The 13,916-nt window shown below is 36.8% G+C and carries 11 protein-coding genes; all 11 read right to left on the bottom strand.

Going from position 1 to position 13,916, the window contains the following annotated elements; translation table 11 throughout:
• Nucleotides 1-190: 190 nt before the first annotated feature.
• On the bottom strand, nucleotides 191-892 hold the full coding sequence (locus NCCP28_RS08815; RefSeq protein WP_248561013.1) for a DUF881 domain-containing protein: 702 nt from the start codon (nucleotides 890-892) through the stop codon (nucleotides 191-193).
• Nucleotides 889-1,656, bottom strand: coding sequence for a cell division protein FtsQ/DivIB (locus NCCP28_RS08810; RefSeq protein ID WP_248561012.1), 768 nt, complete (start codon nucleotides 1,654-1,656; stop codon nucleotides 889-891). The genes NCCP28_RS08815 and NCCP28_RS08810 overlap by 4 nt, the downstream gene beginning before the upstream one ends.
• 577 nt (nucleotides 1,657-2,233) lie before the next feature.
• Nucleotides 2,234-3,334, bottom strand: a complete 1,101-nt coding sequence (gene spoVE / locus NCCP28_RS08805) for a stage V sporulation protein E (RefSeq protein WP_248561140.1) — start codon at nucleotides 3,332-3,334, stop codon at nucleotides 2,234-2,236.
• 182 nt (nucleotides 3,335-3,516) lie between these two features.
• Nucleotides 3,517-4,869, bottom strand: coding sequence for a UDP-N-acetylmuramoyl-L-alanine--D-glutamate ligase (gene murD, locus NCCP28_RS08800; protein ID WP_248561011.1), 1,353 nt, complete (start codon nucleotides 4,867-4,869; stop codon nucleotides 3,517-3,519).
• Nucleotides 4,870-5,844: a phospho-N-acetylmuramoyl-pentapeptide-transferase gene (gene mraY / locus NCCP28_RS08795; protein WP_248561010.1), complete on the bottom strand. Its 975-nt coding sequence runs from the start codon at nucleotides 5,842-5,844 to the stop codon at nucleotides 4,870-4,872.
• Nucleotide 5,845: 1 nt separating this feature from the next.
• Nucleotides 5,846-6,286, bottom strand: a complete 441-nt coding sequence (locus NCCP28_RS08790) for a hypothetical protein (protein WP_248561009.1) — start codon at nucleotides 6,284-6,286, stop codon at nucleotides 5,846-5,848.
• A complete protein-coding gene (locus tag NCCP28_RS08785; RefSeq protein ID WP_248561139.1) occupies nucleotides 6,283-7,752 on the bottom strand; it encodes a UDP-N-acetylmuramoyl-L-alanyl-D-glutamate--2,6-diaminopimelate ligase in 1,470 nt (489 codons plus the stop codon). The genes NCCP28_RS08790 and NCCP28_RS08785 overlap by 4 nt, the downstream gene beginning before the upstream one ends.
• A 490-nt stretch (nucleotides 7,753-8,242) precedes the next feature.
• The gene (locus NCCP28_RS08780) at nucleotides 8,243-10,156 is read right to left on the bottom strand and encodes a stage V sporulation protein D (protein WP_248561008.1); all 1,914 of its coding nucleotides are present in this window, start codon (nucleotides 10,154-10,156) and stop codon (nucleotides 8,243-8,245) included.
• 255 nt (nucleotides 10,157-10,411) lie between these two features.
• Nucleotides 10,412-12,562 (bottom strand): penicillin-binding protein, encoded by a 2,151-nt coding sequence (locus tag NCCP28_RS08775; RefSeq protein WP_248561007.1) that lies wholly within the window; start codon nucleotides 12,560-12,562, stop codon nucleotides 10,412-10,414.
• Nucleotides 12,562-12,924, bottom strand: coding sequence for a cell division protein FtsL (gene ftsL, locus NCCP28_RS08770; protein ID WP_248561006.1), 363 nt, complete (start codon nucleotides 12,922-12,924; stop codon nucleotides 12,562-12,564). Before ftsL ends, NCCP28_RS08775 begins: the two co-directional genes overlap by 1 nt.
• A gap of 23 nt (nucleotides 12,925-12,947) precedes the next feature.
• Nucleotides 12,948-13,880, bottom strand: coding sequence for a 16S rRNA (cytosine(1402)-N(4))-methyltransferase RsmH (gene rsmH / locus NCCP28_RS08765; RefSeq protein ID WP_248561005.1), 933 nt, complete (start codon nucleotides 13,878-13,880; stop codon nucleotides 12,948-12,950).
• Between the last annotated feature and the right edge of the window lie 36 nt (nucleotides 13,881-13,916).

The following is a 13,916-nucleotide window of genomic DNA, read 5'->3' as shown; positions in this document are numbered from 1 at the left end:
TTTCAGTAGAATGCAATCCAGCTTCATCGCCTAACATGCAAAAAAGGATATATCACTTATCTTGTATTGCGGGATCTATTTCTGGCACATTAATGGACTTTTAGCTCCACCTTAGGGAAGATAAAAGAAGACGAGAAATCTGGGTAGGCAAAACTTGCCTGTAAAAACCTGATTAAAGTTTCGTTTCGTTTTATCCGCCAATTAATGCATCCATTTGAATCGCTGTTTTTTTCTCAAGGGTAAATTTCACATTTTCATTTACCAATAAATCTTTTATCCCGCCTGCTATATTAAGGGCATTGGCAAGCACACTGTAGTCACCGATGGCTGTAATGACAAATGGCGCAGGATGCTGATATCCATTCACTTCAATAACAGGACCATTGCAAAGAATATAAGAATGATGGGACAATCTTTGCCCATTAATGCTAATGGCCTCTGCTCCTGCGATATATAATTCATTAACAACTTGAAAAATATGATGTTCATGAACTAAGTAATTATTGACATTTCCTTTATTCGGAATATATTCTCCATCTTCAAGCGTGACGGAAATGCCTTCCCCTTTTACAGGCACTTTTCCAACATACATCCGATAGTCCCTTGCCTCACTTGCAAGGACAGAAAAATTTTTTGCTTCATTCGATAGTTCCTTTTCATAACTGACCAATTTTGTTTGCGATTTTTTTAATTGTTGTTCTAATTCAGCGTTTTTCTCCTCTTGAGCAATTAATTCATTTCGCAATGCTAAATCTCGTTCAAACTGGCTGTCACTAATTTTTGGCCTTTCTTTATCTTCACGAGCGATTTGATAGGCAAAAGAGACAATAAAACCTAAAACAAGAAATACAAAGGAAAAAATGACATGACTTCCCTTTCTTTTCTTCTTCACTTTTCCTTTTCTCCTTCCCCTTCATATGCTTTAAAATAAGAGCCTACTTCTAAATCAATTATGCCTTTTTTCTTAGGATCCAATTGGCTTATAATCGATGGATAATGCTCCATTTTCTCAGAAAATGTGTCTAGTGAAGCAGAGACTTCAAAACCATCATTCATAAAAGCATTAATATGAAAAGCGTCTGCCTTTTTTGGAGTGGAATGAATTTCAGAAATCGTGTTATAGACTTCTTTTGGAAGCTTGCCTAGCTCTGCAACCATTTTATTTAATACTTTTCCTTCCTTAAATCCAACGATAATAGGAGCATCTGAAGGCATTTCTTCTGTACTGCTTTCTTTGAGCATCTTTCCTGATTCGCCAATCGGAATATAAGATGTTCCCTTAGCTAAATAAGCTAATCTTTTATGTTCATTTACCTGAATCACAATGGTGTTTGGCAAAGAAATAGATACCTCTGAATCCTTCACTTCAGAAAAAGCATTAATCTTTTTTTCTACATTTTTTTTGTTAACTTTCCAAATATTATCATCATTTTTTATACCGCTTAGCCTTTCAATTTCTTCATCTTGAATCAACCTATTTCCTTTCACCTCAATTGTTTTAACACGACTAAGAGGAGACTGAAAATAAATAATGCATATAATTAAAAGAAAAAAAAGAAGAAGTAAAAAAATCAGTCGACGATTCGCTTTCTTTCGACGCTGTTGTTTTAATTTAGGAATTCTATCTTCTATGGAAACCACTTTGCTTTTTCCCAAAAAATAATCACCTCAGAAATAAAAAACTCGATAAGTGCTTGTCCCATTTGCTTGTAAAAAAAGAATTTTAAAAAAAGCTATCACTACTAGTTTCTTTTTTTCTTTGCTAATTCCTTCTTCTACCTGCTATGTATATTGGATAATCAATAATTGCTCTGCACTTTTCAGCTTTTTATTATAACATAAAAATAATTTGGATAAAGGGAAACTTCCATCAGCAAAGCTTTTTCTCCCTACAGATAATGAATATCCTTAAGAAAATTTACAAAGACCACTAAGTAACCTACCCCATTGTACTATAAATGAAACTTTTTTTTGCCCGAATAACAAATTGATAACTATTTGTAATATGTTTAGAGAAAAGAATATGCTGCCTGCTTGCTTATTAAACCCTTTATTTCTCTAGATTCTCTTCATAAAAAAAACAAGATAGTTTTCCCTTTCGGCTTTCTTCTGTTAAAGTTTTTATTCTTTTATTACAAAAATGTCTTATTTCTCATCTTTCTGTAATCGCCACGGCAAAAAAAAATGTTTCTATAGCGTCTATAGAAACATCTTTCATATATACATAGTCAACTTAGTACCTGGAATATCTGCTGACATTCAGCAATATTCCGATTGCGATAAGCATAAGAGTTAAAGAAGAACCTCCATAGCTTAAAAAGGGCAGAGTAATTCCAGTTACTGGCATTAAACCAGATACTACCCCTATATTAATCATTACTTGAATAGCTACCATTGCAATAATTCCTACCGCTAAAAAACTGCCAAATAAGTCTTGTGCTCCAAGTGAAATACGGATTCCTCGCCATAATAGCAAGGCAAAAAGCAATAGAATTAATGATCCACCAATAAAACCTAGTTCTTCTGAAAGGATGGCAAAAATAAAATCCGTTTGTGGTTCAGGCAAATAAAAGAATTTTTGTCTGCTTTCACCAAGCCCTAAACCAAATAATCCCCCGGGGCCAATCGCATAAAGAGACTGGATAATTTGAAACCCGCTTCCTAGTGGATCAGACCAAGGATCAAGGAAGGAAGTAATCCTTTTCATCCGGTATGGTGCACTTGCCACAAGTCCAACAAACCCCGCCAGTCCAATTAATCCTAATATGACAAAATGGCGAATTCTTGCCCCTGCAATAAAAATCATCACAACACTTGTCCCGACCATAACAGTGCCTGTTCCCAAATCAGGCTGCATCATAATCATGCCAAATGCTAAAAATACAATACCTAAGGCAGGAAGCAGCCCTCTTTTAAAAGAAGTGATGTTTTTTTGATTATCTGATAAAAACTTAGCCAAAAAAGCAATCATCGCTATTTTCATAAACTCTGAAGGCTGAATGGAAAATGCACCTACTCCAATCCAGCTTCTTGATCCATTCCGCACATTCCCGATTCCTGGAATCAATACTAGCACTAATAAAATAAAACAGACAATTACCATCACTTTTGCATACGTGCGCCATGTCCAATAATCGACATTCATAATAAAAAACATGGCCGCAATTCCAACGCCTGCAAAAAGCATCTGCCTTTTCGCAAAGAAAAAGGAGTCATCGAATTTATAATCTGCCCATACAGCACTAGCGCTGTACACCATAATCAACCCAATCGCAAGCAATGTAAATGTGATAATGATTAAAATTATATCTGGAGTCGTTTTTTTTGTCGGCACTTTTTCCACACCTCGAACTGCAAGTATTAGGGCTTGCAATAGACTTAATCCCTTCTTTTATAAATGCGCCAAGTTGTCTAGAAAAACTGCTATTCTTTTGCAGCTTTGCTTTATAAAAGAAATGCAAGTAAATCAAATCGTGGTGTATCATTCATATCTTATGTAGGTAGCAAAACAAGCCCTTATTTAAGCTTATGCACCGCATTTATAAAAATGTCTCCTCTTACCTCAAAAGTTTTATATTGATCCCAGCTTGCGCATGCTGGTGAAAGAAGAATGACATCCCCTTGTTCAGAAAAGTCAAAGGCTGCTGGTACAGCTTTTTCTACATTATCGACACGTTGAATGTTTTTTATTCCAGCCATCTTTCCTAAACGCTCCATCTTTTCAGCTGTCTCGCCAAATGTAATCATTGCTTTTACGTTTTTTAAAGCTGGCAATAGTTCATCAAATTCATTGCCTCGATCAAGTCCTCCTGCAAGCAAAATAGTTGGCGCATCAAAGGCTGCTAAAGCATTTTTTGTAGCCAATATATTGGTTGCTTTTGAATCATTGTAAAATCTGCGTCCTTTTATTTCCCCAATATATTGGAGGCGATGCTTTACCCCTTCAAACGTATTTAGAACAGCAATAATGCTTTCATTTTTTGCCCCAGTCAATTTTGCTGCAGCTACAGAGGATAATATATTTTCTAAATTATGAGCGCCTGGCAGCACAATATCTTTTACATCCATTATTTTTTCATCATGGAAATAAATGCTTCCATCTTTTACATATGCCCCAAGCTTTAATTCGCGTTGGGCTGAAAAAGGAATAATCGTTGCTTTAGAGCGGCGCGCAATATCCATTACTGCTTCTTGTTCGATATTAACAATTAAATAATCTGCTTCCTCTTGGTTTTTAGTGATATAGCCTTTTGCTTTGGCATATTCTTCACGAGTTCCATGATAGTCCAAATGGGCATCATAAATATTAGTGATGATTGCAATCTTCGGCTTAAATTGATCAATACCCATCAATTGGAAAGAAGATAGTTCAATAACAATCTGATTATCTTTTTCTGCCATTTGTGCGACATCTGATGCAACTGTGCCAATATTTCCTGCAATAAGAGGATTTTTATTATCTTTTTCTAACATATTAAACAGAAGTGTCGTAGTCGTTGTTTTTCCGTTTGAACCAGTGATCGCCAAAAACGGCGCTTCTGAAATACGATAAGCAAGCTCCACTTCTGTTATAATCGGAATTTCCTTTTCCATTGCTCTTTGTATCATCGGATTATGATAAGGAATCCCTGGATTTTTCACAATTAATTGAAACCCTTCATCCAATAGCTCAATGGGATGGCTTCCGCAAATAACGGTAATTCCCTGTTCGAGCAGCTGTTGCGCCTCCGGATTTTCATTTAGCGGTTTACTGTCATTTACCGTTACAAAAGCTCCTAACTTATGAAGCAGGCTTGCAGCACTAACCCCACTTTTTGCTAAACCAAGCACTAATACTTTCTTATGATGATAATCATTAATTTGTTTCATTTATAACCACACCTCGATATAGATTCCTAAAGCCGCAAATAATAGACCAACACTCCAAAATGTAACAACCACTCGCCATTCAGACCAGCCGACCAGTTCATAGTGATGATGCAGAGGACTCATTCTAAAAATTCTTCTGCCAGTCGATTTAAAGGAAATAACTTGTAAAATAACGGAAAGCGTTTCGATAACAAACACACCGCCGATTAGAATAAGGATGATTTCTAATTTTGTCAGAATAGCAATAGCAGCAATCGCTCCCCCTAATGCCAAAGAACCGGTGTCTCCCATAAATACCTTTGCAGGATGTGCATTAAACACTAAAAAGCCTAATACAGCTCCGACAACAGAAACAGCAAAAATACTGATTTCATATTGGGACTGGCTCCATGCAAGTACAGCAAAAGCGCCAAAACTAATTGCGGCAGTTCCAGAAACTAATCCATCGAGCCCATCAGTTAAATTAACAGCATTGGAAAATCCAACTAGCCAAAAGATGATAAACAGTACATAAAAAAAGCCAAGATCAATAGATTTATCCACAAATGGAATAGATACGGCTGTAGAAAATTCTGTTTGTTTTAGCACAAAATATACAACAATGGAAATAATGATTTGCCCAAGGAGCTTTTGCTTAGACGTTAGTCCTAGGTTCCGCTTCATCACTACTTTAATAAAATCATCTAAAAAGCCCAATAAACCAAAGCCTAATAAAACAAATAAAAGAATAAAGGTTTTGCTTGTTGGCTCCGAAAACTTCCCTGTCATCACTAATGTTGTGATGGTAACAGATAAAAGAATCATTACCCCACCCATTGTTGGTGTTCCAGATTTTTTTTGATGGGATTTTGGCCCTTCTTCTCTAATACTTTGTCCGAATTTTAATCTTCTCAAGAAAGGAATAAAAATTGGAGACAATAGCACTGTTATCAAAAAACCTAATATAATCGTAAAAAAGATTACTTGCTCCAACATTTTATTCCCCTCCTTTCTGTTCTGATTCATTTTTCAGCCATTTAGCCATTACCGATACATCATATGTTTCAAGTGTTGTATTCAGACTTGTTTCTTTTTTGTAAATAAATTTTGTATGTACACTACTTTGTGTTTGTACGTTTTCTTCCATTAATTCAATCATTTTAATTAAGCCTTTCTTTATATCTTTAGTATAGAATATAGGGAAATGATTTGGTGTATAGGATGGTATCTCTTTTCCCTCTTCCCAAATGGCGCCAATTGCTCCATTGGCAATAGCCTCTTGCAATAAGCCTGATGAGTTTTCATAAAAAGGCGCAAAAAGCCCTTTTGGCTGCACAACATCAGCATAAAAAGAAACTGTATAAAACATCATCGTTTCCTCTTTAAATCCTTTTGCATCTGGAATTGCTTCATTTATAAGCTTATAAGACAATGTCATTTTTTTTGCTCCTCAATGGCTTCTTTTGCTACTAGTCTATCATCAAAATCAAGCACCTTTGAACCAATCAGCTGGTATGTTTCATGGCCTTTCCCAGCAATTAAAATAACGTCCCCTTCTTTTGCTTGCTCCACCGCATAAAAAATCGCTTCTTTGCGATCTTCTATTAATATATACTTTTCGCCACGCACTCCTTCTTCCATATCCTTCAAAATTTGCGCTGGATCCTCGCTTCTTGGATTATCGCTCGTAAAGATAGCATGTGTAGCATGTTCACAAGCGATTTTTGCCATCAGCGGCCGTTTCGTTTTATCTCGGTCTCCCCCGCAGCCCACTATTACGTAAATATCATTTTTGGCAAACTCTTTTACTGTCTTTAACGCATTCTCGAGGCTATCTGGTGTATGAGAATAATCAACAATAACAGCAAAATTTTGCCCGTTATAGACTGCTTCGAATCTTCCAGCTACCCCTTCTACTTTTTCGATAGCCTTTATGATGATACTTACTGGTATGCGAATAGCTATTCCTGCTGCAATGCTTGCAAGAACATTGTACACATTAAATTTGCCAATCATTTTAATTGAAACAGGAAATTCCCCAAATGGTGTCTCCAATTCAAAAGTGGTTCCTAAAGCGTGAATTTGAATATTTTTTGCTCTAATATCTGCTTCTTCATTATCAATTCCATATGTTAAAACAAGAGCAGCTGTTTGCTGTTCATACTCGCAGCTTACTGGATCATCACTGTTAAGAATAGCATACTTCGGTTTTTCTTGGGAAAAAGTGTTTCCAAGCCTTGTAAACAACAACCCTTTTGCTCGTTTGTATTCTTCCATGGTGCCATGGAAATCTAAATGGTCTTGAGAAAGATTAGTAAAAACTGCCACATCATAATCGCACCCATGCACCCTGCCTTCCACTAAAGCATGAGAAGACACTTCCATTACAGCCGTTTCGACCTCTTTTTCAACCATTTCATAAAAAATCTTTTGCAATGTAACTGGTTCAGGCGTTGTATTTTTTGTTTCTTGGATTTCATCGTTTATTTTTGTATACATCGTACCAATAATGCCAGTCTTTTGATTTGCTTCTTTTAATATCGCTTCTATTAAATGACTGGTTGTTGTTTTTCCATTTGTGCCTGTAATGCCGATTAGCTGCAACTTTTTTGTAGGATGTTCGTAAAAAGCATCTGCTAAAATACTGCTCGCTTTTTTTGTATCTTTTACTACAATTACAGGAATAGGAAAATCTAATGGTTTTTCTGCCAGAATGGCCGCTGCACCTGCCTCATATGCCTGTTTAGCAAACTGATGGCCATCTACTGTAAATCCTTTAATGCAAATAAACAGACTTCCCTTTGTTACTTTACGATTATCATTTTCAATCGATACTATCTCGATATCTTCTCCATCATATACTGTATATGGCTGAAGACTTTCGATTAACTTTTTTAATTGCATGGTTGTTGATTCCTCTTTTCTTTCACTTTCATATGTAAAGTTAAAACACTCATAAATAGTAGTCCCCATATTAAGGCATTCAAAACTCACGCCCAGATTCACTGTACTTATAAGTCTAATCTGGTACAATCCTATATATTATACCAAAAGATAGCAATGCGCCCGAACAAAACATACATTAGCGTTTTTTATTTTACATGATTGTTGACAATTACGCTATGTTCATTATTATTTTCCCATTTTTTCAAAAACATCTTTTGCTTCCCTTTTCCCCACTTTTAATCTATTTGCATTTCTTATAAAACTATTCCACTTAAACAAAAGATTTTGGCTATCTAGCTTTATGAATCACTTCTTCTCTAACCAAAAATATTTATGTATGCTGCCTTTCCTAAAAAAGAAAAATGCTTTATATTTCTCTAACATGCTTTGTTAAAGCTAATCTTCCTAATTTTATTTCTAAGAAAAAAGAGCGGTGAAAAATCCGCTCTTAATCATTATAGTATATGCGTATCGTAGAACCTTCCGCTACTTTAGAACCAGGTTTTGGAGATTGTTTAATAACCGTACCTCCACTTCCGCTTGAATCAATTTTTAAATTAAGAAAAATCTCGCTCACTTCTTTTTTCGAAATGCCTACTAAATCCGGCACTTCAATCAATGGTGTATCTGGATATTTATACTCTTTTTCAATTTGATTTTTCTGCTCCTTTACTCCCAATGCCCGCAAACTGTCTCCCATGATTTTCCCTACAATCGGAGCGGCAACTGTACCACCAAACTGTACTGTGCCTTTTGGATTGTCGACTGCAACATAAACGACAAGTTTTGGATTATTCGCCGGAGCAAATCCAATAAAGGAAACAATAAAGTTGTTTTCTAAATATTTGCCTCCAGAAGCCTTTTGAGCAGTACCTGTTTTTCCTCCCACTCTGTATCCCTCAACAAATGCTTTTCCCCCAGTCCCTTGAGCGACAACACTTTCTAATGCTGCTCTAATTTTTTTCGATGTCGCCTTTGAAATGACTTTTCGTTTTGCTGTAGGTTGTTTCTCCATAATTACTTCCTTTGTTTTTGGATCAATTAATTTTTTGGCAACATATGGTGTATATAATGTACCGCCATTAATGGCTGCAGACAATGCGGTGACTTGCTGAATCGGCGTAACCGCCACCCCTTGCCCAAAGGCGGTTGTCGCTTGTTCTACAGGACCGACTCGAGCCATATTAAATAATATCCCTTTTGATTCTCCTTGAAGATCAATGCCTGTTTTTTCCCCAAAACCAAAATTACGGATATATTTAAATAGCTTTTCCTTGCCTAAACGTTCCCCTAATTCTACAAATCCAGGGTTGCAGGAGTTTTGAACTACTTCTAAAAAGCTTTGAGAGCCATGGCCTCCCCGCTTCCAGCATTTTAATCTTGCCCCCCCTACTTCCACAGAACCTGAATCAAAAAAGCGGTCTTTTTCCAAATCTACCTTGCCTTCTTCCAATGCTGCGGCCAGTGTAATAATTTTAAAGGTTGACCCTGGCTCATAGGCACTCCAAATCGGCAAATTTCGATTGTATACTTCCGATGAAACATTTTTGAAATCGGTAGGATCAAATCCTGGTCTGCTTGACATTCCTAAGATTTCACCTGTATTTGGATCCATCGCAATGGCAATAAGCGAGTCCGGGTTATACGTCTGTTCCGCAATATCAAGCTCTCTTTCAATAATAGTCTGCACTTTTGTATCAATCGTAAGTTCTAAGTTATTTCCATTTTCAGGTGCTTCATAATCATCTGCCATGTCATTCATTCTTTGACCTTTTGCATCAGAATAATATTGTACAGAGCCTTTTTTTCCTTTTAATTCATCATCATATTCCAATTCCAATCCAATTAATCCTTGATTGTCAATTCCTGCAAATCCGAGTACATGGGATAAATAATTGCCGAAAGGATAAGACCTTTTTGAATCTTCCCCAATATATACACCTTCTATATCAAGTGCTCGTACTTTTTTTGATTTCGCATGAGTAATTTTTCTGCCTTCTGGAAGACGGACACTCATCTCTTTTTTGATTAATTGTTTATAAATGCTTTCCTTGTCCCCTTCTAGCACAGCCGCCAACTTTTCCGCTGCATCTGCGGGATCTTTTATTTGCCTAGGTACAATATAGACAGTTGGTGCACTAATATTGGTGGCTAAGGCTACACCATTTCGATCGACTATTTCTCCTCGTTCTGGTTCAAACTGGATTTGCCTGCTCCATAAGCTTTTTGCTTTTTCCGTTAATTCTTCTCCACGAAAAAACTGAACATACGCTAATCGTAAATCAATAATAAAAAATATTATTATACCGGCTATTAATGCTATCATCAAACGTTTTCGCACGGTAACATTGGATACACGCATAACTGAAAGAACCCTCCCTCTTTAATGGCTCCCTTCAATATATGCTTGTACCACTGTGAATAGAACAACGCCTTTTAGAGATAGAAGGAACGGTAAACCCTTTCGTTCTATCTCTTTCCATTTTAGTTCGAGTTCCTCTTGCTTTCGTTCGATTTTCTAACTTTTAGCTTCATTTTTTTAATAATAGCTATTTTTGACAAAACTTCGATACAAAAAGACCGCAGAACAATAACTCCTTATTGTTCTGCGGTCTTTTTAATGTGTTTTTAATGTCACAGTAAGAGTGGCATCCTCTTTCACCGTGCTGCCAGCTTTAATGCTTTGTGTATAGACATACCCGCTGCCATTTTTCTTTAATTTGATTCCATTTAGCTCTGTTACTTTTAAAACATCTCGGAGGGACCACCCCTTCATATTTGGAATCGTTTTTTCTCCATCTGTTTTAATAATGACTTTTTCTCCCTCCAGATACGTATCCGGAGCCTTTGGCAATTGGTCGATAATATTTTCGCCTTTTCCAATCACCACTGCCTTAAGACCTTTTTCTTTCAGTTCTTGTTTTGCTTCAGCTATAGATAATCCCGATAAATCTGGAACTTTAATGGACTGGACTTTTGGTTTATTTGATGGTGTAATGTCCATATGCTGAAGGCTGCTTTTCATCACAGCGGTAAAAATTGCAGATACTGGGTCTGATCCCGTTTCACCTGCAGCTAATTGGGGCTGCTGTACTGCTACATACATAATCAATTCTGGATCATCTTTTGGAGCCATTCCTAAAAAAGAAAAAACATAATTATTATCCCCGGTTAAATAGCCGCCGCTGCTTGGAATAGAAGCAGTGCCTGTTTTGCCGGCAACATTATAGCCTTTAATCGCATATTTTTGCCCGGTGCCATTTTTGCCTGTTACAACCGTTTCTAAAATATCTCGGACCTCTTTTGCTGTTTCCGCAGAAATTGGCGTGCCGACCACTTCTGTTTTGGTTTTTTTAATGACTTTATCTGTGGAGCTGTCCTCAATCCTATCAATCACATATGGTTTAACCATTTTCCCATCATTTGCAACAGCTGTTGCTGCTTGAATCTGCTGAATTGGTGTAATAGCTGTGCCTTGGCCATATGCCGTTGTAATTTTTTCAATCGGCCACTTATAAGCGATTGAACTAGTTGCTTCATTTGGCAAATCAATGCCCGTTTTTTTATCTAAACCAAATTTAGTTAAATATTCCCGATATGTTTCAAATCCTAATTTTTCTTTGGCGATTTTTGCAAATGCTACGTTAGAAGAGCGCTGCACTCCTTCTAAATAGGTAATTGTCCCCCAGCCAACTCGGTTATGGTCATGGATAGGCGATGAATTTTTTGTTACCTTGTAAGAGCCTGACTTATATTTTTCATTTGCATTAAAAACGCCTTCTTCAATCGCTGCTGCTAGTGTAAAAATCTTCATCGTCGAACCTGGTTCATAGGATGTTTCGATCGCTTCATTATGCCAAGAATCTGCCAATCCTTCTTTTGTTGCAGAATTAAAAGTTGGGCGCTGGCTCATAGCAAGTATTTCCCCTGTTTTCGGATTAGCCACAATCGCAATCATTTTTTTAGGATTATACTCAGCAGCCACCTTTTTCATTGTATCTTCTAAAAAGGATTGGATTTTTTGATCTAATGTTAAATACACATTATCGCCATTTTGAGCGGGTGTAACCTTTTCTTTGCTTCCTGGAATAATATAGCCCCAATAATCACTATCATAAGACATGCTGCCATTTTTTCCAGTCAATAGTTTGTTTAAGCTTTGTTCAATCCCCAGTTTTCCAGTTTCCGTATATTCTCTTGTTACCTCATCTTCTTTTTCTTCTACAAAACCAACAACATGAGAAGCAAATGTTCCATTTGGATAATTGCGTTTTTTTCCTTCAACAATGGCAATGCCAGGAAGTTTTAACTTTTCGATTTTCTTTTTTACATCATAAGAAAGGTTTTTCCCTGCGGTTCCAAACTCTACTTGTTTTGCCCCTTTTTTTGTTAAGATTCTATAAATCTCTGATTCATCTAAATTTATGTACTTGGCAAGTTTTTCAGCTGTTTTTTCCGGGTCAGCTACATGAACTGGATTATCTGGATCATTTTCGCTTAAAGAGGCATCCGTTATAGCCACCAATTTATAGGAAGCTGTATCTTCCGCAATCACCTCCCCATTTCGGTCAAAGATGCTTCCTCGAGATGCTTCTAGCACCTTGTTTGTCGCATATTTTTTCTCAGCTTTTGCTGCAAGCGCTTCTCCTGACACTTCTCCTGTTGCCTGAATATACACAAAACGGATTATCAATATAAAAAAGAGCAGACAGAAAAAAACAAATAAACCGGCTGCTCCATAATTAATATTTGGCTGTTTACGAGACATTATTGCACAACCTTCACATTATCTTTGCTGAAATTCAAACCTAATTTTTCTGCTACTTCTCTGATTCTTTCATAGCTGCTTAAATCTTTTACTTGGATATCTAATTCCTTATTCGACTTTTCCAATTTACTGATACTGCTCTCGGCAACTTGTATATCCTTGTTTACTTGATAAATTTCGGCCTGATTGCCGACAATTTTTACAGCTCCAAAACATAAAACTGCCGCAAATGCCACTCCAAGCACTTTCTCTCCAGGAGATAATAAGGATTTTGTGCGAATAATCGCTCGTTTAACCGTATGCTTTTGCTCGGACGCTTGATAAGTTTCTTGTTGTTGCAGCTTTCTAGCTAAATTGCTCATTTTATTACCTCCTGTAGGTCCATTTATAATTTTTCAGCCACTCTCAATTTTGCGGATCTTGCTCGATTATTGGCTTCTAATTCTTCTTCAGACGGCAAAATTGGTTTCCTTGTAATAAGTTTTAACTCTGGTTTGAATTCATCTGGTATCATCGGCAAACCTTTTGGCAGGTTCGGCAAATCACTTTCTTTTTTAAATGTAGCCTTGCAAATTCTGTCTTCTAAAGAATGGAAGGTAATAACGCTGATGCGGCCTCCTGTATTTAGTAGAGAGATCGCTTGTGTGAGAGAAGACTCAAATACACCTAATTCATCATTTACCGCAATACGGATTGCCTGAAACACTCTTTTGGCAGGATGTCCGCCTTTTCGTCTTGCAGGAGCAGGTATTCCTTCCTTAATCAACTCAACAAGCTCGCCAGTTGTTTTAATTGGGCTTATTTCTCTTGCCGCTTCGATTTTTCTTGCAATTTGTTTAGAAAATTTTTCTTCTCCATAACGGAAGAAGATTTTCACCAATTGCTCATAGCTCCAATTGTTGACAACATCATATGCTGTTATCTCTCCATCATGATCCATCCTCATATCAAGTGGAGCATCATGATGGTAGCTGAATCCTCTTTCTGGTGTATCCAACTGAGGGGAGGAAACTCCCAAATCATATAAAATGCCATCGACATGGGAAATGCCTAATTGATTAATTTGTTCTTTTAGATGAATAAAATTGCTTTTTACAATGGTTAGCTTGTCTTTGTATTGCTCTAATTTTTCCAGTGCATTGCTGATTGCTGTATCATCTTGATCAAAAGCAATCAGTCTCCCTTGATCAGAAAGTTTAGAAAGAATTAATTCACTATGCCCTGCACCGCCAAGAGTACAATCGACATAAATGCCATCTGGTTGAATATTTAGAGCATCAACTGCTTCATTAAGTAGTACTGTCGTATGATTAAACATGTTGTCCACCTGTCTATAAATTATTCTAAAGTAGTT

The sequence above is a fragment of the Niallia sp. NCCP-28 genome, assembly GCF_023168165.1.
In the GTDB taxonomy this organism is placed as follows: Bacteria; Bacillota; Bacilli; order Bacillales; family Cytobacillaceae; genus Niallia.
The sequence above is the reverse complement of the archived record's forward strand: the minus strand, read 5'-3'. Positions and strand labels throughout refer to the sequence as shown.

Bases quoted from the DNA above. Each gene is read 5' to 3' on its own strand.
- NCCP28_RS08780 (WP_248561008.1), bottom strand. From the start codon at position 10,156: ATGCGTGTATCCAATGTTACCGTGCGAAAACGTTTGATGATAGCATTA.
- ftsL (WP_248561006.1), bottom strand. From the start codon at position 12,924: ATGAGCAATTTAGCTAGAAAGCTGCAACAACAAGAAACTTATCAAGCG.
- rsmH (WP_248561005.1), bottom strand. From the start codon at position 13,880: ATGTTTAATCATACGACAGTACTACTTAATGAAGCAGTTGATGCTCTA.
- NCCP28_RS08790 (WP_248561009.1), bottom strand. From the start codon at position 6,286: ATGACATTGTCTTATAAGCTTATAAATGAAGCAATTCCAGATGCAAAA.
- NCCP28_RS08785 (WP_248561139.1), bottom strand. From the start codon at position 7,752: ATGCAATTAAAAAAGTTAATCGAAAGTCTTCAGCCATATACAGTATAT.
- murD (WP_248561011.1), bottom strand. From the start codon at position 4,869: ATGAAACAAATTAATGATTATCATCATAAGAAAGTATTAGTGCTTGGT.
- NCCP28_RS08775 (WP_248561007.1), bottom strand. From the start codon at position 12,562: ATGTCTCGTAAACAGCCAAATATTAATTATGGAGCAGCCGGTTTATTT.
- mraY (WP_248561010.1), bottom strand. From the start codon at position 5,844: ATGTTGGAGCAAGTAATCTTTTTTACGATTATATTAGGTTTTTTGATA.